Annotated in this window: 20 protein-coding genes and 1 tRNA gene; 7 read left to right on the forward strand and 14 right to left on the reverse strand. The window is 52.5% G+C overall.

All coding sequences use genetic code 11. The features are described 5' to 3' along the window. Positions 1-2 precede the first annotated feature (2 nt). From C7382_RS05995 to C7382_RS06005, 3 genes are all read right to left on the reverse strand, one after another. Positions 3-1,964 carry an LptF/LptG family permease gene (locus C7382_RS05995; protein ID WP_116679385.1) on the reverse strand — a complete coding sequence of 654 codons (1,962 nt, stop codon included), beginning with the start codon at positions 1,962-1,964 and terminating at the stop codon, positions 3-5. A gap of 260 nt (positions 1,965-2,224) precedes the next feature. Then, positions 2,225-3,235 carry a virulence RhuM family protein gene (locus C7382_RS06000; RefSeq protein WP_116679386.1) on the reverse strand — a complete coding sequence of 337 codons (1,011 nt, stop codon included), beginning with the start codon at positions 3,233-3,235 and terminating at the stop codon, positions 2,225-2,227. Between the two features lie 486 nt (positions 3,236-3,721). Then, a complete protein-coding gene (locus C7382_RS06005; protein WP_116679387.1) occupies positions 3,722-4,921 on the reverse strand; it encodes a hypothetical protein in 1,200 nt (399 codons plus the stop codon). A 943-nt stretch (positions 4,922-5,864) separates the two neighbouring features. On the opposite strand from C7382_RS06005, the gene C7382_RS06020 reads away from it, so the two are divergent. After that, entirely contained in the window at positions 5,865-6,653 is a 789-nt protein-coding gene (locus C7382_RS06020) for a formate/nitrite transporter family protein (protein WP_116679390.1), read from the forward strand. 9 nt (positions 6,654-6,662) lie between these two features. Here the strand turns inward: C7382_RS06020 and cbiD are convergent, their stop codons facing one another. The 4 genes from cbiD to cobJ are packed head-to-tail and all read right to left on the reverse strand — an operon-like array spanning position 6,663 to position 12,973. Continuing rightward, positions 6,663-8,480 (reverse strand): cobalt-precorrin-5B (C(1))-methyltransferase CbiD, encoded by a 1,818-nt coding sequence (gene cbiD, locus C7382_RS06025; protein WP_116679391.1) that lies wholly within the window; start codon positions 8,478-8,480, stop codon positions 6,663-6,665. Further along, positions 8,477-10,324, reverse strand: a complete 1,848-nt coding sequence (gene cobM, locus C7382_RS06030) for a precorrin-4 C(11)-methyltransferase (RefSeq protein ID WP_116679392.1) — start codon at positions 10,322-10,324, stop codon at positions 8,477-8,479. The genes cbiD and cobM overlap by 4 nt, the downstream gene beginning before the upstream one ends. Positions 10,325-10,335: 11 nt before the next feature. After that, positions 10,336-11,574, reverse strand: coding sequence for a precorrin-6y C5,15-methyltransferase (decarboxylating) subunit CbiE (gene cbiE, locus C7382_RS06035; protein WP_116679393.1), 1,239 nt, complete (start codon positions 11,572-11,574; stop codon positions 10,336-10,338). Further along, complete coding sequence (cobJ, locus tag C7382_RS06040) at positions 11,567-12,973, reverse strand: precorrin-3B C(17)-methyltransferase (protein WP_116679394.1); 1,407 nt, start codon at positions 12,971-12,973, stop codon at positions 11,567-11,569. The genes cbiE and cobJ overlap by 8 nt, the downstream gene beginning before the upstream one ends. Before the next feature lie 222 nt (positions 12,974-13,195). Here cobJ and C7382_RS06045 point away from each other — a divergent pair, with 222 nt between their 5' ends. Both C7382_RS06045 and C7382_RS06050 read left to right on the forward strand, forming a co-directional pair. After that, complete coding sequence (locus C7382_RS06045) at positions 13,196-14,500, forward strand: replication-associated recombination protein A (RefSeq protein ID WP_116679430.1); 1,305 nt, start codon at positions 13,196-13,198, stop codon at positions 14,498-14,500. A gap of 18 nt (positions 14,501-14,518) precedes the next feature. Next, a complete protein-coding gene (locus C7382_RS06050; protein WP_116679395.1) occupies positions 14,519-15,289 on the forward strand; it encodes a tRNA1(Val) (adenine(37)-N6)-methyltransferase in 771 nt (256 codons plus the stop codon). Here the strand turns inward: C7382_RS06050 and rpoN are convergent. Both rpoN and C7382_RS06060 read right to left on the reverse strand, forming a co-directional pair. Continuing rightward, positions 15,253-16,710 (reverse strand): RNA polymerase factor sigma-54, encoded by a 1,458-nt coding sequence (rpoN, locus tag C7382_RS06055; RefSeq protein ID WP_116679396.1) that lies wholly within the window; start codon positions 16,708-16,710, stop codon positions 15,253-15,255. The genes C7382_RS06050 and rpoN overlap by 37 nt on opposite strands. Further along, complete coding sequence (locus C7382_RS06060; RefSeq protein ID WP_116679397.1) at positions 16,704-18,011, reverse strand: UDP-N-acetylmuramoyl-tripeptide--D-alanyl-D-alanine ligase; 1,308 nt, start codon at positions 18,009-18,011, stop codon at positions 16,704-16,706. Before C7382_RS06060 ends, rpoN begins: the two co-directional genes overlap by 7 nt. A 475-nt stretch (positions 18,012-18,486) precedes the next feature. Here C7382_RS06060 and alaS point away from each other — a divergent pair, with 475 nt between their 5' ends. The 3 genes from alaS to C7382_RS06080 all read left to right on the forward strand — a co-directional run bounded on the left by alaS (position 18,487) and on the right by C7382_RS06080 (position 22,315). Further along, the gene (alaS, locus tag C7382_RS06070) at positions 18,487-21,117 is read left to right on the forward strand and encodes an alanine--tRNA ligase (RefSeq protein WP_116679399.1); all 2,631 of its coding nucleotides are present in this window, start codon (positions 18,487-18,489) and stop codon (positions 21,115-21,117) included. Positions 21,118-21,143: 26 nt separating this feature from the next. Then, on the forward strand, positions 21,144-22,205 hold the full coding sequence (gene aroB / locus C7382_RS06075) for a 3-dehydroquinate synthase (protein ID WP_116679400.1): 1,062 nt from the start codon (positions 21,144-21,146) through the stop codon (positions 22,203-22,205). A 35-nt stretch (positions 22,206-22,240) separates the two neighbouring features. Then, a tRNA-Pro gene (locus tag C7382_RS06080) sits at positions 22,241-22,315 on the forward strand. Positions 22,316-22,498: 183 nt separating this feature from the next. On the opposite strand, the gene C7382_RS06085 is transcribed toward C7382_RS06080, so the two are convergent. From C7382_RS06085 to C7382_RS06100, 4 genes are all read right to left on the reverse strand, one after another. Continuing rightward, complete coding sequence (locus C7382_RS06085; RefSeq protein WP_116679401.1) at positions 22,499-22,798, reverse strand: hypothetical protein; 300 nt, start codon at positions 22,796-22,798, stop codon at positions 22,499-22,501. 99 nt (positions 22,799-22,897) lie between these two features. Then, complete coding sequence (locus C7382_RS06090) at positions 22,898-23,323, reverse strand: hypothetical protein (protein WP_116679402.1); 426 nt, start codon at positions 23,321-23,323, stop codon at positions 22,898-22,900. A gap of 37 nt (positions 23,324-23,360) precedes the next feature. Then, positions 23,361-24,101, reverse strand: a complete 741-nt coding sequence (locus C7382_RS06095) for a DNA alkylation repair protein (protein WP_116679403.1) — start codon at positions 24,099-24,101, stop codon at positions 23,361-23,363. Positions 24,102-24,117: 16 nt separating this feature from the next. After that, positions 24,118-24,876, reverse strand: a complete 759-nt coding sequence (locus C7382_RS06100; RefSeq protein ID WP_116679404.1) for a lysophospholipid acyltransferase family protein — start codon at positions 24,874-24,876, stop codon at positions 24,118-24,120. 122 nt (positions 24,877-24,998) lie between these two features. On the opposite strand from C7382_RS06100, the gene C7382_RS06105 reads away from it, so the two are divergent. After that, positions 24,999-25,172, forward strand: coding sequence for a hypothetical protein (locus tag C7382_RS06105; protein WP_243405667.1), 174 nt, complete (start codon positions 24,999-25,001; stop codon positions 25,170-25,172). A gap of 447 nt (positions 25,173-25,619) precedes the next feature. On the opposite strand, the gene C7382_RS06110 is transcribed toward C7382_RS06105, so the two are convergent. Beyond that, positions 25,620-26,849, reverse strand: coding sequence for an ABC transporter permease (locus C7382_RS06110; RefSeq protein ID WP_116679406.1), 1,230 nt, complete (start codon positions 26,847-26,849; stop codon positions 25,620-25,622). Positions 26,850-26,872: the final 23 nt, after the last annotated feature.

Consider the following 26,872-nt stretch of genomic DNA (forward strand, 5'->3'; position numbering starts at 1 on the left):
CATTAGAGTGTTGTATGGGGTTTATATTCTTTTTTGTTGATGATTTCTTCCAATTCGTCACACGCTCTGATGAGCGTGTGCAGTTCATCTTTCAATAGTTTGCGTCGGGCTCCCAGATAGATGAGCAGCGGGAGCGAAATGGGCAGGAAAAGACCCAGTGCCATGCCCGCTTTTCGGTCCGGTGGTAACCAGCGTGAGAGGGTGGCAGGTATGGGAGGCATATCCATAAGCTTTGCAAAGATAAGCTTGTCCGTCGTGTTATGGAGATATTCGACCAGTGCATCTGTCCGTTCTTTGAGTCTTGACATCAGCACGGCATCACGACCATATTGCCAAATAAGGAGAAGACGTCCGCTTATGATGGGTGCGGCAAGAAGTTCCCGCGCATCGGATCGGACACCCACAACCTCGGTGAGAGCTTGGCCGTAGTCAGCTTCCACGACCACCAGTTCTTTCGGCTCCAACTCGCGTACGCGTTGGGGGCGGAAGACCCGCTTGAGCCAGTTGAGATAGGTATCGACGTTGAGCGTGGACGAGTCACGTGTGGCCTTATAGGTGAGGAAAAGACCGAAAGGCAACAGTACAAAGGTACTGAGCCACATACCGGCCCACACAGGCCACTCACCCGTCTTCGCCATCTTGACCCCAAATGTATCTACCATATAATAGAGGACAAAGAAAAGCACCGACGCCACGATGGGTGTACCCAAACCTCCCTTGCGAATAATGGCACCGAGCGGAGCACCTATAAAGAAGAATACCAGACAAGCCACCGGATAGGTGAATTTCGTATGCCACTCCCGCATGTGCGAGATGCGTCTGTCTTGCTCATAGGCCGTGGATTCCCGCATGATGATGCACTCACCGATGTAGCTGTCGAAGCGATTGATCATCTGTGAGCGGGCTTCCAGCCGCTGAGCGGTTGTGGCGCGGCGTTCCAAACTGTCAAGCGTTATGGGTATGGCTTTGGATGCTTGCTGCACCTGAGCCCGATAGGCGATGGCAGTGGCGGAAGTATCGAGGGGAGATAAGCGAGAGGCTGCATAGCGTGCATTATAGGTCTGCCGGTACAGATTCTCCGCATTCCTCGTGCCTACGCTATCGACACGGAGCGTAACGGTATCAATAAAACGCTGGAGCTGGAAGACATTCTTACCCACATACTCTCCACGCATCGCACCCTCGTCCATCATGCTGAAATTGGCATCGAAGGGGATGACGATCTCCTTCGTAGCGAAATGCTCTCGCATATACGGAATGGGCGCATCGTCCACGGGCTGATTCTGTTGCGCGCGGAGGTTTTGGAAGGTCTCGCCAGAGTGGAGCATAAGTGTCAGGAAAGTCTTGCCCTCGTCCATCTTCAGCTTGCCACTGTCTGCCACGATGATACGCGCATCGGCAAAGCCTTGCGAATGGTCGTATATCATCAAGTCGTGGAGAACACCGGTCTTGTGATCTTTCTTCTTGACGAAAAGATTGTAGCCTTTGATGCCGTTGTAGAAAGTGCCCTCGGGAATCTCCAATTCGGGCGCTGCACGCCGAGCCGAAAACAGAATGGTATAGAACTTGACCTGCGACTGGATCATCAGATCGTTCTGGAAGATGAAAAGCCCGCCGGCAACGGCCAAGACAGAGAAGAACAAGGGCTTCATAATGCGGTAGAGGGGGACGCCGGCAGACTTCATCGCCAGCAGCTCCAATCGCTCGCCCAGATTGCCAAACGTCATAAGCGACGCCAACAAGATCCCCAAAGGAAGCGCCATCGGCACCAAGGTCATGGCCGCATAGAAGAGCATCTTGGCCAATATCATCGCGCTCAATCCCTTGCCGACCATATCGTCCACATACTTCCACAGAAACTGCATCAAGACCACAAACCAGCAGATGGCAAAAGTCATCAACAGGAGTGGCAGAAAGGTCTGTAGCATGAAGAGGTAGAGCCTCTTGACCGGTAGTTTTTTCATCTTAGCGGGCGAACTTCCACATTAGCACCCACAAAAGTACGAAAAACGGCACGAGTTCCTTGTGTGCGTATTCCATCATCTATGCAACTGCGGATAAAGGCAGAGGAAAGGTCGGCGATTCCCTTTGCACTACTCTACAAGTCTTTCGCAAAGAACAGCCGAAAGAATTTGATGCACGGCCAAGAGAAACTCCTTCCAAGAGCTGACTGCCTCAAGATCAAGAGACTGTTCAATAATTGACAAGAAGGAGAAAGGAAGCTTTATTCCTCCTCGGCGGGGTTCTGTCCCCGTTTTGGGAGGCGCTTTACCATTTTATCGAAGTCGCTTTCGAGCTGTGCCATTTCTCTTTGGCGGTAGAGCGTGAACTCGCGTTCGGCTTTCTCTATCGCTTCTTGGTGGGAGACGCTACCCTTTCCCGCTAATAAATTGCGTTGCAGGGCAATGATTTGATTGTCGAGAGCGGCTATCCAGTCTGCCATTCGCATGGGGCGTTCTTCAAGAGCTTGAAACTCGGCAAAGTCGAGGAATTGCGACACCAGAAGATTGAGCCGTTGCAGCTCTTTCTCTGTGAGATAGTTCTTGGCTATCTTCACATCGTCTTTGGTGATGTAGTCACCCTGGAAGTTGGTCATGCCCACGAATGGCTTTTCGCTATCCACTCGGTCGTAGATGATTTCTGCAGCTGTGTGTTCGTGTACGGCGTAGTGGAGCTTATTCTGCACCGTAGCAAAGAATGCTCGCGTAAGATCATTACGCGGGTCGTAATCCACCGATGTTGCATAGATGTCAGTTACCTGCTGATAGAAGTTGCGCTCCGAAGCCCGAATGTCACGAATGCGCTGCAGTAACTCTCGGAAATAGCGATTGCCTCCCTGCTTGAGTCGGTCATCATCCATTGCAAAGCCCTTCTGAATATACTCGTGCAGTCGCTCGGTAGCCCAGCGCCGGAAACGTGTAGCCACCTGCGATTGCACCCGATAGCCAAGGGCGATAATCATATCCAGATTATAATGGTCGATATTCCGTTGTACGCTTCGTCTACCCTCCTGTCGAACTAATAAGAATTTCTTATAAGTTCGTTCTTGATCCAATTCTCCATCCTTGTAGATATTTGAGATGTGCATGGAGATATTCTCTTGGGTAGTATCGTAAATCTCCGCCAACTGCCCTTGCATAAGCCACACATCTTCATCGGCGAAGCGCACATCCACCTTCACCAACCCGCTATCATCTTGGTAGATGATAAGATGATTATTGTTTTCTTTAGTCATTACTTTCTTTTATAATCGTAGGCACAATTGTACCCATAAATGCGACACTAAGGCAAATTAAGCAAGAATCGTTCGAAAGGAGTTCAATAATCAAGCTTTTGTGAGCCTATAGACCTCAAGCGCCAAGACAGTGTTTACGGCAAAACATGGTATGTCGCAAACGAGTTACGCATCTGTTTTACATCCAAATATATTTAAGGCCTCTAAGCAGTAAATTATGAACCTTCAACTTAGGCTGAAGATATTTGCAATATGAAGCCTTTCGAGGACAGCGAACTAGTTATTTACCACATAAGAGTAAACAAACTCAAATATAAATATAATAAATCTACATGAAACGGTTATTATCTTTTGTTTACATTCGACAAATGTATTTATCTCACAGCTTACTATCTGAATTTCCCCATTGGTACGTCTAAGTAAGATAGTGACAACTTTGACGATTCTATGCCTTTCAAGCTTAATTCTGGAATAATGATTTAGGCATTAGTCTTTTGTAACAGATATGTATTTCACAAGTGTCCCATCTTCTTGAGCTTTGATATACTGAACAGTTTTACATTCAAATTGCCTCTGAAGATCGACCATTGACGTTTCCACAGCATTAAATTTTTTTATTTGTTCATCTTTCAATGCAGAAATAGACTTACCATGCAACAAGGAAGAATCTGCTTGAAGCTCCAAGTATTTGATAACATCATGCTTTATTTTACTGAACTGATCAACATAGTTATTCCAATAATCGAGATTCATTTTTTCCGCATAGATTTTGGCATCTTCATCGTCAGCTAAATATGTAGCGATCCTCACAGAAACACCAAATGCAATGAAAGTCAGAGCTTCAGCTAGCATTGCTATTGTAAGATACTCAAAATAACGAGAATTTTGGAGCGCTTGAATTTTGAATTCTGCCTCTTTTTTATCACTCCATTTATAGTCTACATTTAGATGTTCGATTTTCAAAAGTAATCCTCTATACTTTTCTCTGATTATTTCAACATAACCAGAGAATTCAGACACAATTTGTTTATCTGCTATATCGTAAGTATTTTTTTTACTAAGTCCGACAAATCGACTGTAAGCAACCTTTAGTTTTGAGCGATCATCTTCCGTCAAAATTTCGATGACATTATCCAACTTGGAATCAATTACATTTAATCTTTCGGCAATTATCTGTTGATAATATTGAGATGTCACAGCAGCCATGCATTGATATACTAACAAAGGAGCAACACTACCTAATCCAGTCTCTGAAAATGATGCATGTTTTGATATTTTTCCATCATTCAAAACCATCCCTCGCATAGAATGTGGATTATCTTTGATTCTACAAAGAAACTTGAGGGGAACATCACACTTGACAAGTCCATTAAAAGACGATACTGTCATGATAGTTTTTGCCATTTCACCACCTAATGTTGAAATAAGAGCTTTCCATTCATTTGCCTCTTTATCGCTAATTAAAACCTCTCTGTACTGTGTCAAATCCAGTCTTTTATCATTCAAAATTGTAATTTGAATACAATCATCTGCAACAGACAAATCTTTCATTGCTGTGACGGGAGAAGTTTCGTTTACACGCTTTTGTAATTTCTTTTGACCAGAACTGCGCAAAGCGCGACGAACCATTTCTTCAATGGATGCACCTACGGCCAGAAGAATAGGGGATAATAGTTTTGAATTCATATCAGCTATTTATTCACTAAATGTCTATCTCTCTTTTAGCAAAAAACGTTTATTCACTCACAGTTTTCATCTGTTAGTATGCAAACATACAAACTTATATTGAGAAAAACAAAGAAAAAATGCGGCTTTAATTCAGTGCACAACCTATTAGCGTATAATCAGTTCACTCTTCCAGAATAGCACTATAGACTGCCTTCTAAAGTTTCGTGCGATGATGATTGTCTCAAATCAATCGCATTGGGATTGGCAGACATGTAGTACACAGAGGTAAAAAACGCAGTTTTCACGTTCACGGACTCGTACGTAAGAGCAAAAACAGGCGTTTTCGGCTTTGCGTACATGTACGCAGAGGCAAAAAATGGAGTTTTCACGTTCACGGACTCGTACGTAAGAGCAAAAACAGGTGTTTTCGGGTTGTCGTACATGCGCCCAAGGATGTCAAGGAAAGTCATCAATCCGTTACAAAGAGGCCGATCAGCGTTTTTGGGGTTTTCGTTCGTATACGAAGGGTCTGATCAGGGTTTAGCAAGCTATCAATGAGGAACAAAGAGCTCAATTAGCGTTGTTCAGGTCATCAATCGTCGACGAAGAACTGAAAAACGATTTTTCGAGTCGTCGCTCGTCGACAAAAGGTCAAATAATCGTTTTTCGAGGTTTTGTCGATCGTTTCTTTACAGAAAAATACTTTTTCGGCGTTTCGCTCGCGGTTTTTCAACAGAAAAATACTTTTTTGAGTCGTCGTTCGCGAGCGACGCTGTTTTCAACCGTTTTTGAGCTTATCGACAACAGGCGACAAACAGAAAAAGACATTTTAGGGCTCAAACAACCGACTATTTAACAAACCGACGGCTTTTCTCTTCCTTTCGACGGCTGAGATAGGGGAATGGGGTATATTTGCAGTTGCGAATTTACCCACGCATACAAAACCCAAGAAAGATCAGATATGGTACGAAATCCGAAAGAAGTACTTGAGCAGACCTATCAGATGGCTGCAAGCAAGTATGGCAAAACATGGAGTCAGTTATTTTTATTGGGCATAATGGCAGGGGCTTATATCGCCATCGGGGGATTCCTCTCCTTGCTCATCGGGAAGGGCTTCCCGGGGATATCTGAAGCTAATCCGGCTCTGGCCAAGCTGCTGAGCGGTGCCATGTTCCCCGTCGGATTGATTTTGGTCGTGATCACGGGTGCCGAACTATTCACCAGCAACAACGCAGTGCTGATACCTGCCGTAGTCAAACGACAAATACCCGCTCTCTTCCCCCTCAAGCTATGGACGGTGGTTTATATAGCCAACTTCGTCGGGGCTTTTGCCTTCACTTACTTCCTCGTGCATCTGACGGGATTTGTCGATGCCGATCCTTGGCATAGTGCCATCACCCACATAGCGGAAGAGAAGACCTCCCTACCCTTCCATGTAGCATTCTTGCGAGGGATAGGCGCCAACTGGTTGGTTTGTCTGGCCGTTTGGTTAGGACTTGCCGCCAAAGACTTTACCGGCAAGATGTTCGGGCTGTGGTGGCCGGTCATGACGTTCGTGGCGATGGGATTTGAGCACTCGATCGCCAATATGTTCTACATCCCCCTCGGCATGCTACAGGGAGCATCTGTCAGTTGGGCGAGCTTTGCCATCGACAATTTGCTCCCCGTCACCCTCGGCAATATCGTGGGCGGAGGACTCTTCGTGGGAGCCTTTCACGTCTTTGTTTTCGACAGAGGGAAGAAAGAGTAAAGGGTGAAATCAGCGAGACGATTCGTCTCCGACTCGAAAACGAATGGCACCGGCTTCGTCTATGAGCAGCAGCTCGAAACGAGACGAAGGCACCAGCGGACGACAAGCTGCCCAAGCATGACGGGCAACCGCACGGAGTAGCAGCTCCGCATCCTCAGCAGTCGGGTGCGTCCATAATTCACGAGCCAGATTGAGGTCCTCTATTATCGGATGAATAGCTGCCGAACAATGCGACCGGCGTGCCAATTCGTGGAGGAAATCACGATTCATCACGACTTTCTTGCTATGCGTGTCCAGATTGCCCTCGGCCAACTTCACAGCCTTGCCGAGCATAATCCCGATGGTCACCAAATCGACGGGAGGAAATGAAGCCACACAGCTGAGCGATTCACCGATAAAATTGCCATACTGGACAAACGCCTGCGGAATCAAATCAGGATAGGCCCCCTTGACGTAATGCTCACTCTTGGCACCCGAATTGAGGACAATATGACGAGCGCCCAAGGCTGTAGCGATCCCCACTTGCTTGCGGATGGCACCGATAAAGGCTTCGGACGAGAACGGCTTCACCACTCCGGAGGTGCCGATAATAGAGATACCGTCCCAAATGCCCAAACGGGGATTGAAGGTCTGCGCAGCAGCTTCTCGTCCGGCAGGAATAATAATGGTAATATCCACCCCGCCTCGGGGATATAGTCGGCGCACCTCGGTCTCCATCATGCGACGCGGAACGGCGTTGATGGCAGGTTCTCCCACCTCGAGCCCAAGCCCGGGCAGCGTCACCACTCCGACTCCTTCCCCTTTGAGAAAGCGCACCTCTCGATGTTCCGTAGTTAATCGCACCAATGCACAGATCTCCATCCCGTTGGTTACATCGGGATCATCGCCCGCATCTTTCAGCACCGTGGCCAAGAAAGCATCCCCTTCAGCTCGAACAGAAGCGACAGGAAGAGTGACAACCTCACCGGAAGGGAGTTCTACGGGGACTGTCTCGGACATTTCCTTCTGCAGCAGCGCACGCATGGCAGCCACCACGGCAGCCGTTGCCGTGGTACCGGTGGTAAACCCACTACGTAAGTGGAAGAAAGCAGGCAGAAGACGTTCGACAGCTCGCCTCAGTCCGACCGGACCGGAAACGGGAATAAAAGACTCGGGCAAAACAGGACGAACGACTGCATAGACGCGGATACCGAGACGGCGCGCCGCAGCTATCTTGTCACCGAAGAAGCCGCTCTCTCCACTCTCTTTGGTGATCACGGCATCGGGGCGAAGGCTCTGCATCAGAGCTTCGTCGGCATGAGGTTCATAGAAAACAATGTGCTCGCGAGGGAAGCTGCTCCGATCGGCCAAGGCCAAGGATTCGTCACGCTTGAGAATACGACAGAAGGTAGTTCGCTCGCGCCAGAAATCTGCAAGTTTGGGAATGGTATTCACGCCCGTGAGCATGAGCAAACGCTCCACTCCATCGGACAGCATCTTCCGAACAGCCGCATCATAGTCCTCACACCAGACGATCCCCTCCTCTCGGGGAGGATACCTGCGTTCGTATCGCACGACAGGAAGAGCCAAGCGATCGGCAGCTTCTGCGACGGCAGCATGCAGCCCTTCGGCAAACGGATGAGCGGCATCCACGATCAATCGGATCGCTTTTTCCTCACAGAAAGTCACGATGTCAGCAGCCGTCATGGCTCCCGCGAGACGGACACCATGATTGCAAACGATCTCTTGCAAACTGCTTTTGGTAGAATAGAAAAACGGCGTCCCCGACTCGTCCAACACGCGGGCAGCAGCCCGCCCCTCCGTCGTGCCGCCGAAGAGCAGGATCATGTGCGGAAGAGGTGTTTAAATTCGTCGGCATACAAGCGCGACAGCCCTTCGCGATTGTCGATGGCTTCTCCCACGACGATCATAGTCGTAAGCGTCAGATTATTCTCCTTCACGATTTCGGACAGATGCGCAAGTGTGCCTCGGAAAATCTTTTCGTCCGGCCACGTCAGACGATAGCAGGCTGCCACAGGCGTTTCGGGCGGATAATGCACCAGCAGCTCGCGCTGCACATCGTCCACAATCGCTGCGCTGAGGAAGATACACATCGTGCTCTGCGACTGTGCCAGCAGATGAAGTTTCTCTCGCTCAGGCATGGGAGTGCGTCCCTCCCCTCGGGTGAGGATGATCGTCTGCGTGCGCTCCGGAATGGTAAACTGTGAACGAAGAGCAGCGGCAGCGGCTTGGAACGATGAGATACCGGGGGTGATGTGATAGCGCATACCATAATGATCGAAAAGCGCCATCTGCTCCTGGATAGCTCCGTATATGCAGGGATCGCCCGTATGCAGGCGAACGACCAACTTGCCTCGCCGATAGAAATCGGCCATCAGTTCGAACTGCTCTTCCAAGTTCATTGCGGCCGAGCTCCTGACAGTAGCTCCTGCCTTGGCACAGGCGGTCAATTCACGCGGCACCAAGCTACCGGCATAAAGGATCAGATCGGCTTTTTCCAAGAATTGCCGTCCCCGCACCGAGACCAAATCGGGATCACCCGGTCCGGCTCCAACAATTTCGATATGGCCGGCTCGAACCGAATCGGCAGTTTGCGCCACGGAAAAGGTGAAATCATTCCCTTCGGACAGCTGCCCTTTCTGCTTCTCAATGACAACAGGACCCATACCCGCGGCCTTTCGAGCCGATGCCTCTGCCACACCGTAGCTGCCCGTAACGGCAAATACTTTGTCAGAGGGGTTGGGCACCTCTACCCCCTGCAGCTCCTCTCCCGTATAAATATGGAGCGGTTGGTTGCCCAGACTACGGGCAATGTCTGCGATAAGGGGTTCATTGGCTTTGATATCTATGGTACTGACTCCGCCCACGGCTTCAGGAGCATAGCCCAACCGTCGAATTTCCGAGACAATGTGTGCGAGGATGCCGGCAGATGCACACTGCTTGCGACACCCCACCCCCAGCACAAGAGCAGGAGGATAATAGGCGATCATCGGCAGCTGACTCTCGTTATAGCGAGCAGAAACAACAAGCAGAAGATCATAATCTTCTTGACAAACATCCTCGAAGCGATAATAAAGGTGTACATGAGGCGGGCAAGTCCTCTCCAACTCGTCCTCTCCTCGTCCGGCTGTCTCCAAGATCAGTGCCGTGCGGGCACCATTGACGAAGAGAGATATCGGACGATTCATATCGCCCGTATTGGACACGGCCTTCCATCCATACGTATTGGCCAATGTGTCCAACGCCCACAAGCCGATGCGGTCGCTCTGCGTAGTCACCACGGGTTCGGCACCGATGGCAGACGCAACCAGACAGGTCAGATCATTGGCCCCTCCTACATGTCCGCTCAGCACAGAGACCACGTAGCGCCCCGTACTGTCCACATTGACGACGGCAGGATCGTGATGCTTATCTGTGATATAGGGCGCAATGCTTCGCACGCATATCCCCATCGCTCCGATAAAAATCCATGCATCGAACAGCGAAAAGGAGGTTGCAACCAAATCGGCAATAGAGGAAATAGTAGAAACCTCAGCAGACGACACCTCAGTAGGAAGAAGACCTATCGTAAATATCTTTTTCTCTCCCAACAGTTCGGATGCAATGGTCTGCGCCAGAGACAGACTGATATGAGATACACAGACAATGGCTGTACGATCGAGTTGTGGCATAGGAGTGTGTTCTAATCTTGTTTTCTTGCTTGTAGTACGTCGATAGGATTGTTGGCATCGGCCATCAGGCGCATAGAGGAGAGGAGTTTCATTCCACAGGCCTCTATGGCGGCGAGGAAGAGGGCACGACTCTCTTCTGATACGGAGTTGAAGACGAGAAGACCGCCGGCAGTCATCGAGCGATGCACCTTGGCTATTATCTCCACGAGCTTTCCACCATGGCCACCAATAAAGACGGCATCGGGCGGCATAAGATCGGTTACGTCTGCATCCAAGAAGTCACCGATCCGACAGTCGATACCGGGTGCACCGAAGCGGCGACTATTCTCTTGCATGAGGGCAGCCCCTTCGGGCCTGATCTCAAAGGCCGCAACATGAAGATGAGGGAAATTGAGTTTGGCTTCGATAGATACTGATCCGGTGCAGAATCCCACATCCCAGAACGATGAAGCGTGATGAAGGTCCAGACAGCTGAGCGACACGAGCCGGAACGGCTTCTTTGTGATCATCTTCACGCGACCGTCCAATGGCATGAAATCAGTCTCCGACAATCCCATCGGGGCGCGGTATGGCATATTGCGATTATTGGTCGTCAGTATAACGCAGTTGGGACGACCGAACTCCCGCTCCGTTGCTTCCCGGAGTGAGAGCGTGTCCAACTTTTGCTCTTTCGGATTGCCCATTTGTGTTCCCACAGACATCGTATAGTCGGTGTAACCGTAGTCGAGCATCCTCCGAGCAATGGTGGCAGGAGTATGTTCGCGATCGGTCAGCAGACCGATTTTTTGCGTTCGTTCGATAAGGGCACGATCAAACTCATGCCACGGTCTACCGGTGAGCGATACGATCCGCATGTCGTGATAGGGCAATCGCATGGCATGCGCCAGCATTTGCAAGCTGTTGAACGCAGGAAAGACTACCACTTCGGCATCGGGCAGTCTGTTCATGACCGTATTGGCAAATCCAAAGAATAGAGGATCGCCCGAAGCAAAAACGACAATCTCCTCATGTGCTCGATACTGCTCGAAGACGTCGTCCAACGGCACAGTTATATCTATCCATTCCGCCCCCTGCGGCAAGAGCGTGTGCACGATCTCACGATGACGCAGTCCTCCGCTGAAAACCCTGCCTCGGGCGATGGCTTCCACGGCCTCGGGTATGAAATACGGATGCGGGGCATCGCTCATCCCCAGAATAACGAAGCGTTGCCGCCCGCTGTGCAATGCGTGCTCTATGGTCGTGTCACACATCGCGTCCGGGTTTGAGTTGTGCAGCATCGTTGTAGCAGAGGATGGCATTGATGAGGGTAGCGGCGAGATTGCTGCCCCCTTTGCGTCCTTCCACAATAATCTTGGGAATGGAGACAAACGGCTTCACGGCATGCTTCGACTCCTGCACATGGACGAAACCGACTGGAGCGGCGACGATACCGGCCGGATGCGCCTTGCCACGGTGGATCAAATCGGCCAACTCCTGTAAAGCCGTGGGTGCATTACCAAAGGCAAAGAGCGCGTCGGGATGCTCCTCCACAGCCAGACGGATGCCAGCCTGCGTGCGGGTGATTCCGTGGCGTGCTGCCAACTCAGCCACTCGCGGGTCATGCAAGTAACATTTGGCCTCGACATTGAGACGCTCCAAAGCCCCTTTGCGTATGCCCGAAGTCACCATCGTCACATCCGTCACGACCGTGTGTAGGCGCCCCGTCTCCACCATCTCATACAAGGAGGCCACGGCATGCGGATCAGTATAAAGGATGTTCTCCATGTCGAAGTCCGCAGTCGTATGAATGGCATGAAGCAAAGCCCATTTGTGATCCAAAGGCCAATCCATACGCTTGAGTTCGCGCTCAATCGTGCGGAAGCTCTTGATCATAATCTCCTGCCCGATTCCTTTCGCTTCGATCTCCGTCTCACGATAATAACCACGTGGTGTGATGAAACAGCCTTCGTGCACATAGGACTGCGTATTTCCTATGATTACGACGGTGAACATATCCACCGCTTCGGGGGCGAACGCGCCGAGAGTCGTCACCGTCACTTCCTCATCGGCTCTGCCGGCCTGACGTACAAAGCCCACAGGCGTATCGGACGAACGATGCTGCAGGAAGATTTCGTGCAGACGATAGAGCTGCCAGTAACGGCCTTCGCTCTTGGGGTTGTAAATGGCCGTGACAAAGTCCGCCGATGCAGCAGCAGCAATTCGCTTCTCAATCACAAGCCAAGGCGTCATCAAGTCACTGAGCGAGATGAGACAGAGATCATGACCGATGGGGGCTCCCAGCAACGAAGCGGCTTTCTGGAAAGCACTGATACCGGGCAGGACTTCGATGTCCATCTCCACTCCTTTGGCTCGTTTCATCTCATATATGAGCGGAGCCATGCCGTATATACCGGCATCGCCCGAACTGATCACGCAGACAGTCTTGCCCGCCAAGGCATAGTCGAAAGCCTCCTCGGCACGCTGTCGCTCCTTCTTCATCCCACTATCAACACAGTGTGCATCAGGACGCAGGTAGGATTGGATAAACTGGAAATAGTATTTATAGCCGACGACTACGTCGGAACGGCCTATAGCCTCCAGTACTGCGGGGGTGATGTCCGCCGTGCTACCCGGTCCGATGCCGGCTACAATGATTCGAGCTCGATTCATATTTCTCTACAAAAGACAAATAAATGGTGTTAGCAAAAAGTGACATTCACTCCCTACAAAAGTAAAGAAATAAGACTGCATCCGTATGCCACATCAATCCTTTGCGCGCGAACTATATTCCGAGGCGTTGTCAGCTGACAATCGTATATCAGTCTTTCCTTCCGTTCGACACTCAATTATCAAGAAAGTGGGCTGCGTGGTGCAAATATGTACCTTAGCATCATGAAACAAATACCATTGGCAGAGCGAATGCGTCCGAAGACACTGGCCGACTATGCCGGTCAGCACCATCTCGTCGGTCCGCAGGCTGCGCTCGGACAGATGATTCGCAAGGGAGAAATACCCTCCATGATCCTTTGGGGGCCGCCAGGCGTGGGCAAAACCACGTTGGCCGAGATCGTTGCTCACGAAGTCGATGCTCCTTTCTACACGCTCAGTGCCGTAAGTTCGGGCGTGAAGGAAGTGCGCGAGGTTATCGCCGACATCGAAGCGAAGCGGGGCAGCCTCTTCGACAAGGGCGGGCGTGCCATCCTCTTCATCGACGAGATACACCGCTTCAGCAAGAGTCAGCAGGACTCCCTCCTCGCAGCCGTGGAGCGCGGCATCGTCACCCTCATCGGAGCTACGACGGAGAATCCCAGTTTCGAAGTCATCCGCCCCTTGCTATCGCGCTGCCAGGTCTATGTCCTCAAGCCACAAAGCGATGAAGACCTCATGCTGTTGGCACGTCGTGCCATCGCGCAAGATACTGCCCTCGCCGCCAAACACACCCGCATCGACGAGAGCGAGGCATTGCTCCACTACGCCGGCGGAGATGCACGCAAGCTGTACAACATCCTCGATCTCCTCTTGACAAGTGAAGTGGAGGACGAACTCGTCATCACAAACGAAAAAGTTCGGCAGCGCCTTCAGGAGAATCCCGCCGCTTTTGACAAAGGGGGCGAACTCCACTACGACATCGCCTCGGCCTTCATCAAGAGCATCCGTGGAAGCGACCCCGACGCCGCCATTTACTGGCTCGCGCGCCTTATTGACGGAGGAGAGGAGCCTTCGTTCATCGCTCGCCGCCTGATCATTTCGGCTGCCGAAGACATCGGGCTGGCCAATCCGAATGCCATGCTCATAGCCATCGCCTGCGCTCAGGCTCTCGACCGAATCGGTTGGCCCGAAGGGCGCATCCCGCTGGCCGAAGCCACCATCTATCTGGCCACATCCGAGAAGAGCAATTCGGCCTATCTGGCCATAGACTCTGCACTCGAATACGTGCGCAAGACAGGCAATCAGCCCGTCCCCCTGCACTTGCGTAATGCTCCCACCAAACTCATGGCTGATCTCGACTATGGGCGTAACTATCGCTATGCACACGACTACGCGGGGCACTTCGTCGCTCAGCAGTATCTGCCGGACAAGGCCGTGGGCTCCACTTTCTGGCAGCCGCAGACACACACCGCACACGAAGCCAAGTTGGGCGAACGGATGCAGCAGCTGTGGCATCGGGACACGACAGAGACCGACACCACTCCATAAGAGCAAGCGCCACGCCCCATGTCACAAGACAGCTTCGACTTCCGACAATTTTCTATCGACCAAACGGGTTGCGCCATGCGTGTGGGCACTGACGGAGTTCTCATCGGCGCATGGGCCGGAGAAAGCTGTGCCACGGACGCCTCGCTGCGCTGCCTGGACGTGGGCAGCGGCACCGGTCTTGTGGCGCTGATGCTCGCGCAACGATTCCCCCAAGCCCGAATAGAAGGAGTGGAAATAGAGCCGACTGCCGCCGACTGCGCCAGCAGCAATGCCGCAGCCTCTCCCTTCTCCGAGCGGGTAAACATCCATGCGGGGGATTTTTTAGCCCCGTCCTTTCTCTCGACAGTACCTGCAAGCGGTTACGACCTCATCGTGTCCAATCCGCCCTACTTCCGTGCCTCTCTCCACGCTCCCGACCGGCAGCGCACCGTAGCACGCCACGAAGGAGATCTCACGCTGGAGAAGTTGATGGAGCAGGCCGCCCGATTCCTCGGTCCCAATGGTCTCTTGGCACTCGTCACGCCCTACGACAGGCTCGGCGATTTGCGTATGTATGCTGCATCTTCCCGCCTGATGCTCACCCGCCTGACGGAGGTGCGCACCCTGCCCCACAAACAACCCAAGCGTCTTTTAAGCGAATGGCGGCACGCCGATACTGCTATCGACATGCCGCCACTCGTGAGCGATACGCTCATTATCCACCCCGCAGCAGGCTATTATTCATCCGAGTATGCCCGCCTGACAGGCGCATTCTATACGACTTCCCTGCGCATCCTCGCCACAGGATAGCCCAATTGTTCCCGATACTTGGCCACGGTGCGACGCGCCAGTTGGTAACCTTTTTCGGCCAAAGCCTCCGTTAAGTCCGTATCGGTGAGGGGTGCTGCTTTGTCTTCCGTCTCGATGATCTCCGCCAGCAGCTGTTTCACCATTCGGGTAGAGACCTCTTCGCCCTGATCGTTGGTAGTGGCATCGCTGAAAAAATACTTGAGCGGGAAAACGCCGAAGTCCGTCTGCACGTATTTACTACTACTCACCCGTGAGATCGTGCTCACGTCGTAACCCGTCATATCAGCCACATCCTTCATTCCCATGGGTCTGAGATCGGACAATTCGCCACTGCGGAAGTAATCCTCCTGCATACGCACGATGGCCTCCATCGTTCGCTGCATCGCTTCCCTGCGCTGACGGATGCCGTCGATGAACCACCGCGCCTGCTCTACCTTCTGACGAACGAAGAGTAATGTCTCGCGACGTTCGCGCGAACGATTCTTCGCCGAGCTGCGATAGTCCTCCAACATCTCTCGATAGGCCGGATTCACGCGCAGAGGTTGCACGTCCCCGCCCGCGGTGAGAGATACCAACAAATCCTCACCCAGACGCTCCACGATGAAGTCCGGATGCACCCGTATCATGGCTGCCTCCGCATCATCGCCCCAACCGTTGGCAGGTTTGGGATTGAGCTGCATGATGAGATCGAAGACTTCCTTCATCTCCGCATCCGATAGCGCAGCTTCTTCACGGATGCGATCGAAGCGCTTGTTCAGGAAGTCGTCGTACTGCCTCGACAAGATGTACATGGCAGTCGTCCGTGCCGACGTATCGGGTAGCCGCTGCAGCTGCAGCATGAGGCATTCGCGCAGGTCACGCGCGCATATCCCCGGCGGATCCAGACTCTGCACCAGTCCTATCACCTCTTCCACCTCGGCGGCATCGGCGTCTATACCGGCACGAAATGCAAGATCGTCCAGCAACTCCTCCGTGCCGCGATGCAGGTAGCCATCCTCGTCTATATTGCCTATGATGTAGGGAGCAAGCTGCTGCTGACGCTCCGTCAGCGGGAGGTATTTGAGTTGCTCCACGAGCCTGTCATTGATGGAGGGTGCACCGGCCGAGAAAGGGATCTCCTCGCGTCGGCTATTCCTATCCTGCCATTCCCGCAACTTATAGTCCGGTATGTCATCCTCATTGCGGTAATCCCCGAGCAAGATATCTGCGTCACCGTCGGGCATCGTCTCGTCGTCGAGCCTTTCAGAGTCGTCCCTCCCTTCGTCATCGGGCAGTCCCTCTTCGAGAGCAGGATTCACCTCCAGTTCCTTTTGGATGCGCTCCTCCAGCTCCAAAGCCGGCAGCTCCAACAGTTTGATCTGCTGGATCTGCATAGCCGTAAAGCCCTGCTGTTGCTTCTGTGAGAGCGTTTGCTTCAGCATAGCGGGATAATGTTTTCGAGGTGGATGCCGTGCGATCCCTTGAGCAGGATGAGAGAATCATGTATCGGATGCTCCTCCAGATAGTGTGCCAACGCCACATGATCGGCAAAGCCCATCGCCCCCTCGGGAAAGTCCTGCTCCATAGCCATCAGGCACGGCCCGCAGAGCAGCACTCGATTGCTCCGTCCCTCACGTATGCGTCGAAGGAGAGCTGCGTGCTCAGCGGCACTCTCCGCCCCCAGCTCGTTCATATCGCCAAGGATGAGCACGGGCGTCTTGTCCGTGCGTATGGTGTCGAAGTTGTCAAGAGCGGCACGCATACTCACGGGATTGGCGTTGTATGCATCGACAATGAGCGAATTGCCCCGCTCTGTTTCCATCCATTGGGAGCGATTGTTGCCCGGCTTATAAGACGCCAATGCACTGACAATGGCCTCGTCCGGCACGTCGAAGAACCGGCCTGCCGCCACAGCGGCCAAGGCATTGGGCAGATTGTAATCGCCCACCAGTCGGGTCATCACCCGCGTATCACTCACGCCGTCCATCAGATCGAAGGAGAGATAGGGCGAATCCTGCTGCGGAGACAGCCGCCCCTGCACCGTGGCAGCGGGCGAAGTGCCGTAGGAGACGTAGTCCATCCCCTCGGCCATAGCCACGAGCGTGTCATCATCCGTGTGCAGGAAGAGTGCCCCTCCGGCAGCGCGGACATGGTCGTACAACTCGCCCTTGGTACGACGCACTCCTTCGAGGGAGCCAAATCCCTGCAAATGGGCGCGACCGATGTTGGTGATCAGGCCGTAATCGGGACGGGCGATAGCCGTCAGCTCGGCTATGTCTCCGGGCTTATTGGCACCCATTTCGACGATGGCGATCTGGTGCTCCGGTCGGAGCCTCAGCAGGGTCAGCGGAACGCCGATATGATTGTTGAGGTTGCCCTCTGTATATAATATATGGTAGGTAGAGGAGAGAACGGCAGCCATCAGTTCCTTGGTGGTCGTCTTGCCGTTGGTACCCGTGATACCGATAACGGGCGTACCCAGTCGGCTGCGATGCAGAGCGGCCAACTGCTGCAGGGCGGTGAGCACATCCTCCACCAGGAGATAGCGCTCGTCGCGCACCACAGCAGGATCGTCCACCACTGCCAAGGCGCAACCCTGCTCCAAGGCCGAGGCTGCATACTGATTGCCATCGAACAGCTCCCCTTTGAGAGCAAAGAAAAGACTGTCCTGCGGTGTGCGACGGCTGTCGGTCGTCACGATGGGATGCGCCAGATAGGCATCGTATAGTTGTTCGATTGTCATTCGACTACAGATTAGGAAGTGTACGAACGGGCGATCCGATCCTCCCGCTCTTTATCGTATAAACAAAGGTAGTCCAATCTTGGAAGCACCCAAATACCAAAGGAGTTCGTTTAGGCGCAAAAAGATGGTCGCACAGCGTCCCAAAAAACTTGGCGCATATTTTTTTGAGAATACGCGCCATTTCAAAAAAGATTTGGCGCCATTTCGGATTTTTTTTGGCGCCAATTTTCGCGGATTTTGGCACGTGATTCTGCCGTTTTTCGGCGCATAAAACCGACATCCCGACTCCACACCTGAGCACATTCGGGACAAGCCTATGTGCGCAGACACCCCCGCGCCCTCACAAATCCCGCCTCGTCGGAGCCAAAAGGTTCGCAAGAGACCGAAAACACGGAAGCGGAGAGTAAATCCTTACAATCAAGAAAGTTCGTATTTTTGTCCTCATTATTACAAAGAATCAACACGTGCAATCGATATGCTCACGTCAAAAGAAATCAGAGAATCATTCAAGTCTTTCTTTGCCTCCAAAGGGCATAAAATAGTTCCTTCGGCCCCCATGGTGATCAAAGGCGACCCCACGCTCATGTTCACCAACGCCGGCATGAACCAGTTCAAGGACATCATCCTCGGCAACGTCGAGGCCAAATATACCCGCGTAGCCGACTCACAGAAGTGTCTGCGCGTGAGCGGCAAGCACAACGACCTGGAAGAGGTGGGACACGACACCTATCACCACACCATGTTCGAGATGCTGGGCAACTGGTCGTTCGGCGACTACTTCAAGAAGGAAGCCATCGAATGGGCTTGGGAGTATCTGGTCTCCGTATTGGGGCTCGACCCCGATCGGCTGTATGCCACCGTATTCGAGGGCAGCCCCTCCGAAGGTCTCAGCCGTGACGACGAGGCTGCATCCTATTGGGCGCAGTTCCTCCCCGCAGAACGCATCATCAACGGCAACAAACACGACAACTTCTGGGAAATGGGCGACACCGGCCCCTGTGGTCCCTGCTCGGAAATACATATCGACTTGCGACCGGATGAAGAACGCGCCCGCGTAAATGGCTTGGAACTCATCAATAAGAATCATCCGCAAGTGATCGAGATATGGAATCTCGTATTCATGCAGTACAATCGTAGGGCAGACTCTTCTCTTGATGCTCTGCCCCACAAGGTGATCGACACAGGTATGGGTTTTGAGCGTCTCTGTATGGCGATTCAGGGCAAGACGTCCAACTACGACACGGATGTCTTCCAACCCCTTATCTCGACTCTGGCGACGATGAGCGGCATCCGATACGGCGACGACGCCTCCACCGACATAGCGATGCGTGTGGTAGCCGACCACATCCGCACGATTGCGTTCGCCATCACGGACGGACAGCTCCCTTCCAATGCCAAGGCCGGCTACGTCATCCGCCGCATCCTGCGCCGCGCCGTACGCTACGGCTACACGTTCTTGCACTGTCGCGAGGCCTTCATGTACCGCCTCCTGCCCACACTCATCGACACGATGGGGGATGCCTATCCCGAATTGCAGGCTCAGCGTGAGTTGATCGGCCGTGTGATCAAAGAGGAGGAAGAGAGCTTCCTGCGCACGCTGGAGACGGGTATTCGTCTGCTGGACAAGAAGATCGCGGAGAACAAGGCGGCAGGCTCTACTACGCTCCGAGGAACGGATGCTTTCGAACTGTACGACACCTTCGGATTCCCGCTGGACTTGACGGCACTGATCTTGGCAGAAAACGGCATGACGGTGGACGAGGCCGGATTCGACACAGAGATGCAGAAGCAAAAAGAGCGCGCCCGCAATGCCGCTGCCATGGAGGCCGGCGACTGGGTGGTGATCCGTGAAGGCGAATCGAAGTTCTCCGGTTACGACTTCACTGAGACGGAAACCGAGATACTACGCTACCGTCTGGTGAAGCAGAAGAACAAGGAATACTACCAAGTGGTGCTGTCGGACACACCTTTCTACGCCGAAATGGGTGGACAGGTGGGCGACAGCGGCCAACTGATAGACGAGTCGGGTGTGGCATACGACATATTCGACACCAAACGGGAGAACAACCTACCTGTACACCTCATGAAGAAACTCCCCGAAAGTACTACCGACACTTTCGTGGCACGCATCCATGAGGAGAAGCGCCGTCAGGCAGAAGCCAACCACACCGCCACCCACCTCATGCACGAAGCCCTGCGCGATGTGTTGGGGACGCACGTGGAGCAGAAAGGTTCGTTCGTAAGCCCCGAAGTGCTCCGCTTCGACTTCTCGCACTTCGGCAAGATGAGTGTGGAAGAAATTCGCAAGGTGGAGGAATTGGTGGCACAGCGCATTCGTGCAGACTATCGGAGGGAAGAGTTCCGCGACGTGCCCATAGCCGAAGCACAGGCGATGGGTGCCATGGCTCTTTTCGGCGAGAAGTACGGCGAAGAAGTACGCGTGATGAAGTACGGTTCCTCCGTAGAGCTTTGTGGGGGTACGCACATACCTTCGACAGGTATGATCGGTACGTTCCGAATCGTATCCGAGAGCTCCATCGCTTCGGGCATCCGCCGTATCGAAGCTGTGACGGGTGCCAATGCCGAACGACTGACATACGAACGGGAAGACATCCTCCTCGCCATCAAAGAGCTCTTCAATAATAATCCGAACCTCATCAAATCCATTGAGAAGATGCTGGAAGAGGATGTACAGCTCAAGAAACAGGTGGCCGACATGAAGCAGGAACGCATCGCACGATTCAAGAAAACGCTTCTCGAACAGGACATCCGTCGTCGCGGCATACGAGTCTTTGCGATCAAAGAGCTGATGCAAACCGAAATGATGAAGGACTTGGCTTTCCAGATCGCAGGCGAAATGACCGAGAGCTTTGCCATCGTAGCGGGTACGATTGAGAGTGAAAACAAATGCGCCCTGACGGTGATGCTGTCCAAAGACCTCGTAGAGAGCGGTATGGATGCGGCCAAGCTCGTGCGTAGTGCAGCCGGCCTCATTCAAGGCGGTGGCGGCGGACAGCCCCACTTTGCGACTGCCGGCGGCAAGAAAAGCGAGGGCATCCACGCTGCCATTGAGCAGATATTGAAAGAGGCGGACTTGGCGAACTGATTCGTCCCGCGCATCATCACGACGCTGTGATTACAGTAGGAACAGATATCATCGGTCGTAAGCTGATACCGGCTCTGTCGGACATGGCTTACGACCGATTGTTCGTTTTGTGCGATGCAGTCGTTGCCGAGCAGCATGCCGAGCGACTTGCTCCCATCTGCGCCATCACCGCACCGGAGGACTGGCACATGGTGTCGGGAGGAGAGGACCTCAAGCTGTGGCAAAACTGTCCTCCCGTCTGGCAATGGCTGAGCGAGAGGGGTGCTTCCCGCCACTCCATTTTACTATGTATAGGAGGCGGAACGGTGACGGACTTCGGGGGATTTGTCGCATCGGTCTATAAGCGTGGCATTCGCACGATCAACCTTAGCACGACGCTCATGGGCATGGTGGATGCTTCGGTCGGCGGCAAAACGGGTATCGACTTCAGCGGTATCAAAAACGAAATCGGCTCCTTCCACCAACCCAAAGCGGTCTTTTGCGACTGCGCCTTCCTCACTACGCTGCCCGATCGCGAACGACTATCGGGATATGCCGAGGTGATGAAGCATGCGCTTCTCATCGGACAAGAGGCTTGGCAAGAGGCGGTTTCATTTGACCTTTTCTCTGACGATCTGGTAGTATGGGAGTCAATAGTGGCACGAAATGTGGCATTCAAAGAATCGATAGTGGTGCAAGATCCGCTCGAATCAGGATTACGACGCATCCTCAATTTGGGTCACACCATCGGGCACGCAGTCGAGAGTTTGTCGCTGCGACTGTTGCAAGAGAACGCGATCTCGCACGGACACGCAGTGATGATCGGGCTTATCAGCGAACTTTATCACTCCGTTTTGACCCACGGCCTCCCTCGTGACATCCTCTTTACGCTCGTCTCTTGGTCCAAAGAGTACTACCCTCCTTTCTTTTTCACCTGCAAGCAATACCCCGAACTGACTGCTTATTGCCACAAAGACAAGAAGAACAAAAAAGGAAAAATCGTACTCATTCCGCTCCGTGGAGTGGGTCAAGTAGGAGAACCAACTGAAATTTCAGAAGAAATCGTGCATGAATGCCTCGATTTTTATCGAGAAATGCTTGGCGGATAAAGAAAATACCCTACCTTTGCCACGCAATAAGCAAGCGGGGTGTAGCTCAGCCCGGTTAGAGTACGCGTCTGGGGGGCGTGTGGTCGCTGGTTCGAATCCAGTCACCCCGACTGGTAAAAAGAAGAAGGCAGGTATCGTTTAGACGATAACCTGCCTTTCTTTTTTCACAAACATACGGCCTCGACAACAAAGAATCCCACAAGAAACAAAAGCCCCATGCCGCAGCTCTCTTAAACTACCGCCAGACGGAATGATGTCAATACGTCTCAAAATCTCAATGCTTTGCAGTAATATCAAAAGAGAAACCTCACGACGCGTATCAAGAAGAAGGCAACCTTCAGAAATATGATGATCAGCGGAATTCCGATAAACAGCCAGAGTGGATGGACAAACATCAGCCAGTAGAAAGACAAACTGGAGAAAGAGATGAAGAAAATCCAGAAAGCAAGGTTTTTGGCAGGGAGGCCTAATCCATTGGGCAGCTCGCTACGAATAGCAGCTGCCATCGCAGTCATAATGGCGGAATACCCCAAGACAAGCCAAAAGGCATCGGATAGTTCAACAAATTCTGTAATCACATAAAGTGTCGCCACGACGTTTGTTGCAAGATAAAACAAACCAGCAACATAATTGAGAAGAATATATACTCGTGAAATGTGCCTCAACGCTCATGAGATCGGGGGCATTCCCTCTTACTTGCCAGCGCGCTTCATTTGCTTGTATTGGGCACGTGTGATGATGCCGAGGGTGATGTCTTCGTTGGAGATATACTTCTTTTTGAGGAGGAAATGGTACTCTCTCTTATTGTTGTCATACGTGAGGGCGTAGGTTTGTACAACGTCCCAACCGAAACGAGCCATGTAGTTCGCCACATCGGTCATAGACTCGAACTTGATTGTTTTGCCCGACTCATCCACAATTTCCTTGACCAAAGTCTGTCCAAAGTCGAGTACCACTTTCACCTTCGGACCGAATACTCCGGACGAAGTCCCGATGATTTCACAATAAGTGTACTCGGGCTTGGGCAATTCCGTTGCAGCAGCATTTCCGCTCTCTTGTGCCACGATCGGCAAGATGGCAGCTACCATGAAGGCAGCCATCAGTACGAATCTTTTCATTGTTGTTCTTTTTTGTATGGTTGATAAGTGTGTTACATTATTTACGCGACTTCCCTTGCGCCATGAAATAAGTGCGTTGCGCAGGAGAAAGCTTCTCAATGGCGTAGCGAAGAGCCGTGCGCGGCATGGCTGCAGCGTGTATATCGAGAAAAGCCAACAGCAGATCCTCACGCTTATTTCCCATCTCTCGCAGCATCCAACCGACTGCTTTGTGCATCAAATCGTGGGGATGGAAGAGCAATTTCTCCGCCAGACGCAACGTGGGTTCGTACTCTCCGTAGCGAATCAAGCGCCAATTGGCCACCATGGCAATACGCTGTTCCCAGAGCGACGACGAAGCCGCCAAATGATCCAGCAGGGCATTGCCCTCCTCGGGATGGGCATGGACGTATTCGCCTATGATGCCGGGCGCGGACGTATCCACCAAGTCCCAATTATTGACCATCGCAGTATGCCCCAGATAGGCACTCAAGATGGCGACGCGCTCCGCCCCGGAACGCGTTCGTTTGTATAGCTCCGTCATACCTATGAGTGCCAACAGACGCACCTCATGGTACGGCTGTTGCAGGAGAAGGGTCAGCACCTCTACTGACCAAGGTCTGTGCGCCTTCTCATAAGCACGAATATCAGGAACGGAAATACCAAGAAACTCGTCACCCTCGCCGTATTGGCCCGGCCCGGTCTTGAAAAAACGTTGTGAATGTACGGCACGTTTGGGATCACCCATGCACCGAAGATCGTTCACAGTCGTCTCTATAAGAATGTGCGTCTGCTCCATAAAGCTACCCTTCTCGTTATGTTTGTTGGGCTTCTACCTCTTCCGAAACAGCAGAGGCTATCCGTCGCGAAGTTTCCCTCACGGCCTCAGCTATGGAAAGAGGCTTCTCTCCGAAGTCTGATATCCTCAGCGACGGATGTATCGTCAGAGTCAGTCGTTGCGGACGAGGGAAATACTTCCCTCTCGGAAGCAGCTTGAAGGAACCGTCCAGCGAGACGGGAATGATGGGTACACCGAGCGCATCGGCCATGAGAAAACCACCTTTTTTGAAACGTGCCAATCGCCCCGTGAACGAACGTGTACCCTCGGGGAAGATGAAGATAGAAGTGCCCTCTGCAAGCACACGCTGCGCCTGTGCCATAGCATGCGTTATGGCTGAGGGGCTATTGGTATCGACAAAAATGAAACCTGCCGCCTGACAAGCAAAACCCACGAACGGGATCTTGCGAATACCCTCCTTGAGAACCCATTTGAATGGGATGCCGAGGTAACCGTACATCATGAAGATGTCGCAGGCCCCTTGGTGATTGGCCATGACGACGAAAGGTCCTTTGTCCGGCACATGCTCCCGTCCCACCACACGTATCGGGCTCATGAAGAGCGCAAGCGTAAGCCGAGACCATATCAGCCCCGGGTAATAGGCAAAAATCCTGCTATAGCCGAGCATACTGCCGATGGAGGTGGACAGGGCTGTCAGCAGCGTAAAAAAAAGAAAAAGGGGGCCGCCCAACAGGCAGAAATAGATGATAAAAAGAATGCGTCCAACTATTTTCATCTTGAGAGTATTGAGTGTAGGCAAAAGTAATGAATCTTTCGCGCAATAATTTCGCCATTCCGATGATTATTGCTTTATTTGCAGAGATAAAATCGGAAACAAACAATAACAAGCATACTCATATGGAAGGAATTGGAAAGTACATAGGAGCCCTCATTCTGCTCATCGGCGTTTTGGTGCTGGCTATCCCCGCATTTACGGATTCGATCACTGATACCAGCTTGATGATAGGCCTCCTTTTGGTCGTTGTAGGCTTCTTTGCGCACATCTTCATCGGACGTAAAGCAAAGGCATAAGCCCTAAGGACATAATCCTCCGCAAGAGGAGATCAAACAAATAACCATCGGCTCTACCCCCTCCAAGAGGAACGAGCCGATGGTTATTTTTGTATATAGTCTTCCGAAAAGTGGGGCATGGAAGTCCGGATACAGGAAGAGTCGGCTCCATCTATCGCGCACAAACCTCACGCCAGTCTCCACTATTGCATAAAGAGACTTGCTCTTGTAAAAAGTATGCAGAGGTGTTACGATCTACAACTCGCACAGATGGACGAAAAAACTCGCGCCAAAAAGAAATGATTTTGGCGCCATTTTGGAAAAATTTATGCGCCAAATCGGAAAACATTTGGCGCAAGATTTATCTCCATATTGGCACCATATTCGTCGCCACCTTGCCTCTGTAAAGAAAGGGGAGCGGCGTTTTGCAAGAAAAGGGATGGAGCTTGCGCCCTCAAGAGGGGGTAACTATTCGAAGCGAAGAGCACGCACAGGAGAGATGCGCGAGATGATGTGTGTAGGAACCAGCAACATCAAGAAAGTGAGGAGGAGGGTGCCCAGATTGACCATCAGCCACGTGAGCCAATCGACCTGTACGGGCACATAGTCCATGTAGTAGATATCAGGATCGAGGAGACGCACCCAGCGGAAGTGTTGCTGCAGCAGGCACAAGACAAGAGCGATGGCATTGCCCCACAGCATCCCGCGCCCTACGAGCATCATGGCGAGGTAGAGAAAGATGCGACGAAGGGAGGATTCGCTGCTGCCCAAGGCCTTGAGCGTGCCGATGAACTGCGTCTTGTCCATCACGAGAACGACCAAGCCGGCTATCATCGTGAAACCACCGACAAGGCCCATCAGCGTAAGAAGGATGACGACATTGGTGTCCAGCGCAGATAGCCAGTCGAGCATGACGGGATTGAGTTCGGCAGCGGTATTGATAGTCAGGCGTTGGTCCTCGACGAAGGACGAAGCAGACAAACGATCGAAAACACGCGTCAGGACGCGGTCGGCATCGTCAGGATTATCTATATAAAGGAGCAAACGTCCGGCGTCATCCGCACCGAATCCACCGACACGTCGGAGCACATCGGCGGGAGCTAACGCGATGGGGACACCGATCTTGCCTCCGCTATAGAGTCCCGCGACCGTAAAAGCACGCAAGCGCATACGATCATCGCGGGCAAAATAGACACGGAGCTTATCGCCCGTCGATACGCGGAGCTGTCGGGCTGTCGCCTGGGGCAGTAGGATTGGGTTGTCCACCGAGTCGGCTGCACGGAAAGAGGGATAACGCCCCGAGACGATTTTCCCGAAGAGTGGATTGGGGCTCTGTAGCGAGTCGCCTCCTATCAGCATGATACCGACAAAAGCGCTGTCGGTCTTGGCCACTCCCGTCATCTCGACAGAGGGAACTATGCGCTCCACCCCGGGCACATCGTCCAGCATGGCAAGCATTTCGCGGGGCGCATGTAGGTGATCAGCGGTGCCGGCCACGGGGGCTATGCAGAGATGTCCCGTATAACCATAGACGAGGCTGCGGATATTATGCTTGAAGCCGGCTGCTATCGACACGGTTATGAGCATAACCATGAGGCTGAGTGTGATGCCGATCACGGAAAGGCGGACGATGGGGGCTATACCGCGGCCTTCATTACGGTTGCCACCAAAGAGCCGTCGGGCAAAAAACAGATCCATCTTCTTCTCTTTATTACCGCTGT

The sequence above is a fragment of the Porphyromonas loveana genome (assembly GCF_003096695.1).
GTDB classification, from domain to species: domain Bacteria; phylum Bacteroidota; class Bacteroidia; order Bacteroidales; family Porphyromonadaceae; genus Porphyromonas; species Porphyromonas loveana.

Bases quoted from the DNA above. Each gene is read 5' to 3' on its own strand.
- C7382_RS05995 (WP_116679385.1), bottom strand. From the start codon at position 1,964: ATGAAAAAACTACCGGTCAAGAGGCTCTACCTCTTCATGCTACAGACC.
- C7382_RS06000 (WP_116679386.1), bottom strand. From the start codon at position 3,235: ATGACTAAAGAAAACAATAATCATCTTATCATCTACCAAGATGATAGC.
- C7382_RS06005 (WP_116679387.1), bottom strand. From the start codon at position 4,921: ATGAATTCAAAACTATTATCCCCTATTCTTCTGGCCGTAGGTGCATCC.
- C7382_RS06020 (WP_116679390.1), top strand. From the start codon at position 5,865: ATGGTACGAAATCCGAAAGAAGTACTTGAGCAGACCTATCAGATGGCT.
- cbiD (WP_116679391.1), bottom strand. From the start codon at position 8,480: ATGATCCTGCTCTTCGGCGGCACGACGGAGGGGCGGGCTGCTGCCCGC.
- cobM (WP_116679392.1), bottom strand. From the start codon at position 10,324: ATGCCACAACTCGATCGTACAGCCATTGTCTGTGTATCTCATATCAGT.
- cbiE (WP_116679393.1), bottom strand. From the start codon at position 11,574: ATGTGTGACACGACCATAGAGCACGCATTGCACAGCGGGCGGCAACGC.
- cobJ (WP_116679394.1), bottom strand. From the start codon at position 12,973: ATGAATCGAGCTCGAATCATTGTAGCCGGCATCGGACCGGGTAGCACG.
- C7382_RS06045 (WP_116679430.1), top strand. From the start codon at position 13,196: ATGAAACAAATACCATTGGCAGAGCGAATGCGTCCGAAGACACTGGCC.
- C7382_RS06050 (WP_116679395.1), top strand. From the start codon at position 14,519: ATGTCACAAGACAGCTTCGACTTCCGACAATTTTCTATCGACCAAACG.
- rpoN (WP_116679396.1), bottom strand. From the start codon at position 16,710: ATGCTGAAGCAAACGCTCTCACAGAAGCAACAGCAGGGCTTTACGGCT.
- C7382_RS06060 (WP_116679397.1), bottom strand. From the start codon at position 18,011: ATGACAATCGAACAACTATACGATGCCTATCTGGCGCATCCCATCGTG.
- alaS (WP_116679399.1), top strand. From the start codon at position 18,487: ATGCTCACGTCAAAAGAAATCAGAGAATCATTCAAGTCTTTCTTTGCC.
- C7382_RS06090 (WP_116679402.1), bottom strand. From the start codon at position 23,323: ATGAAAAGATTCGTACTGATGGCTGCCTTCATGGTAGCTGCCATCTTG.
- C7382_RS06095 (WP_116679403.1), bottom strand. From the start codon at position 24,101: ATGGAGCAGACGCACATTCTTATAGAGACGACTGTGAACGATCTTCGG.
- C7382_RS06100 (WP_116679404.1), bottom strand. From the start codon at position 24,876: ATGAAAATAGTTGGACGCATTCTTTTTATCATCTATTTCTGCCTGTTG.
- C7382_RS06105 (WP_243405667.1), top strand. From the start codon at position 24,999: ATGGAAGGAATTGGAAAGTACATAGGAGCCCTCATTCTGCTCATCGGC.
- C7382_RS06110 (WP_116679406.1), bottom strand. From the start codon at position 26,849: ATGGATCTGTTTTTTGCCCGACGGCTCTTTGGTGGCAACCGTAATGAA.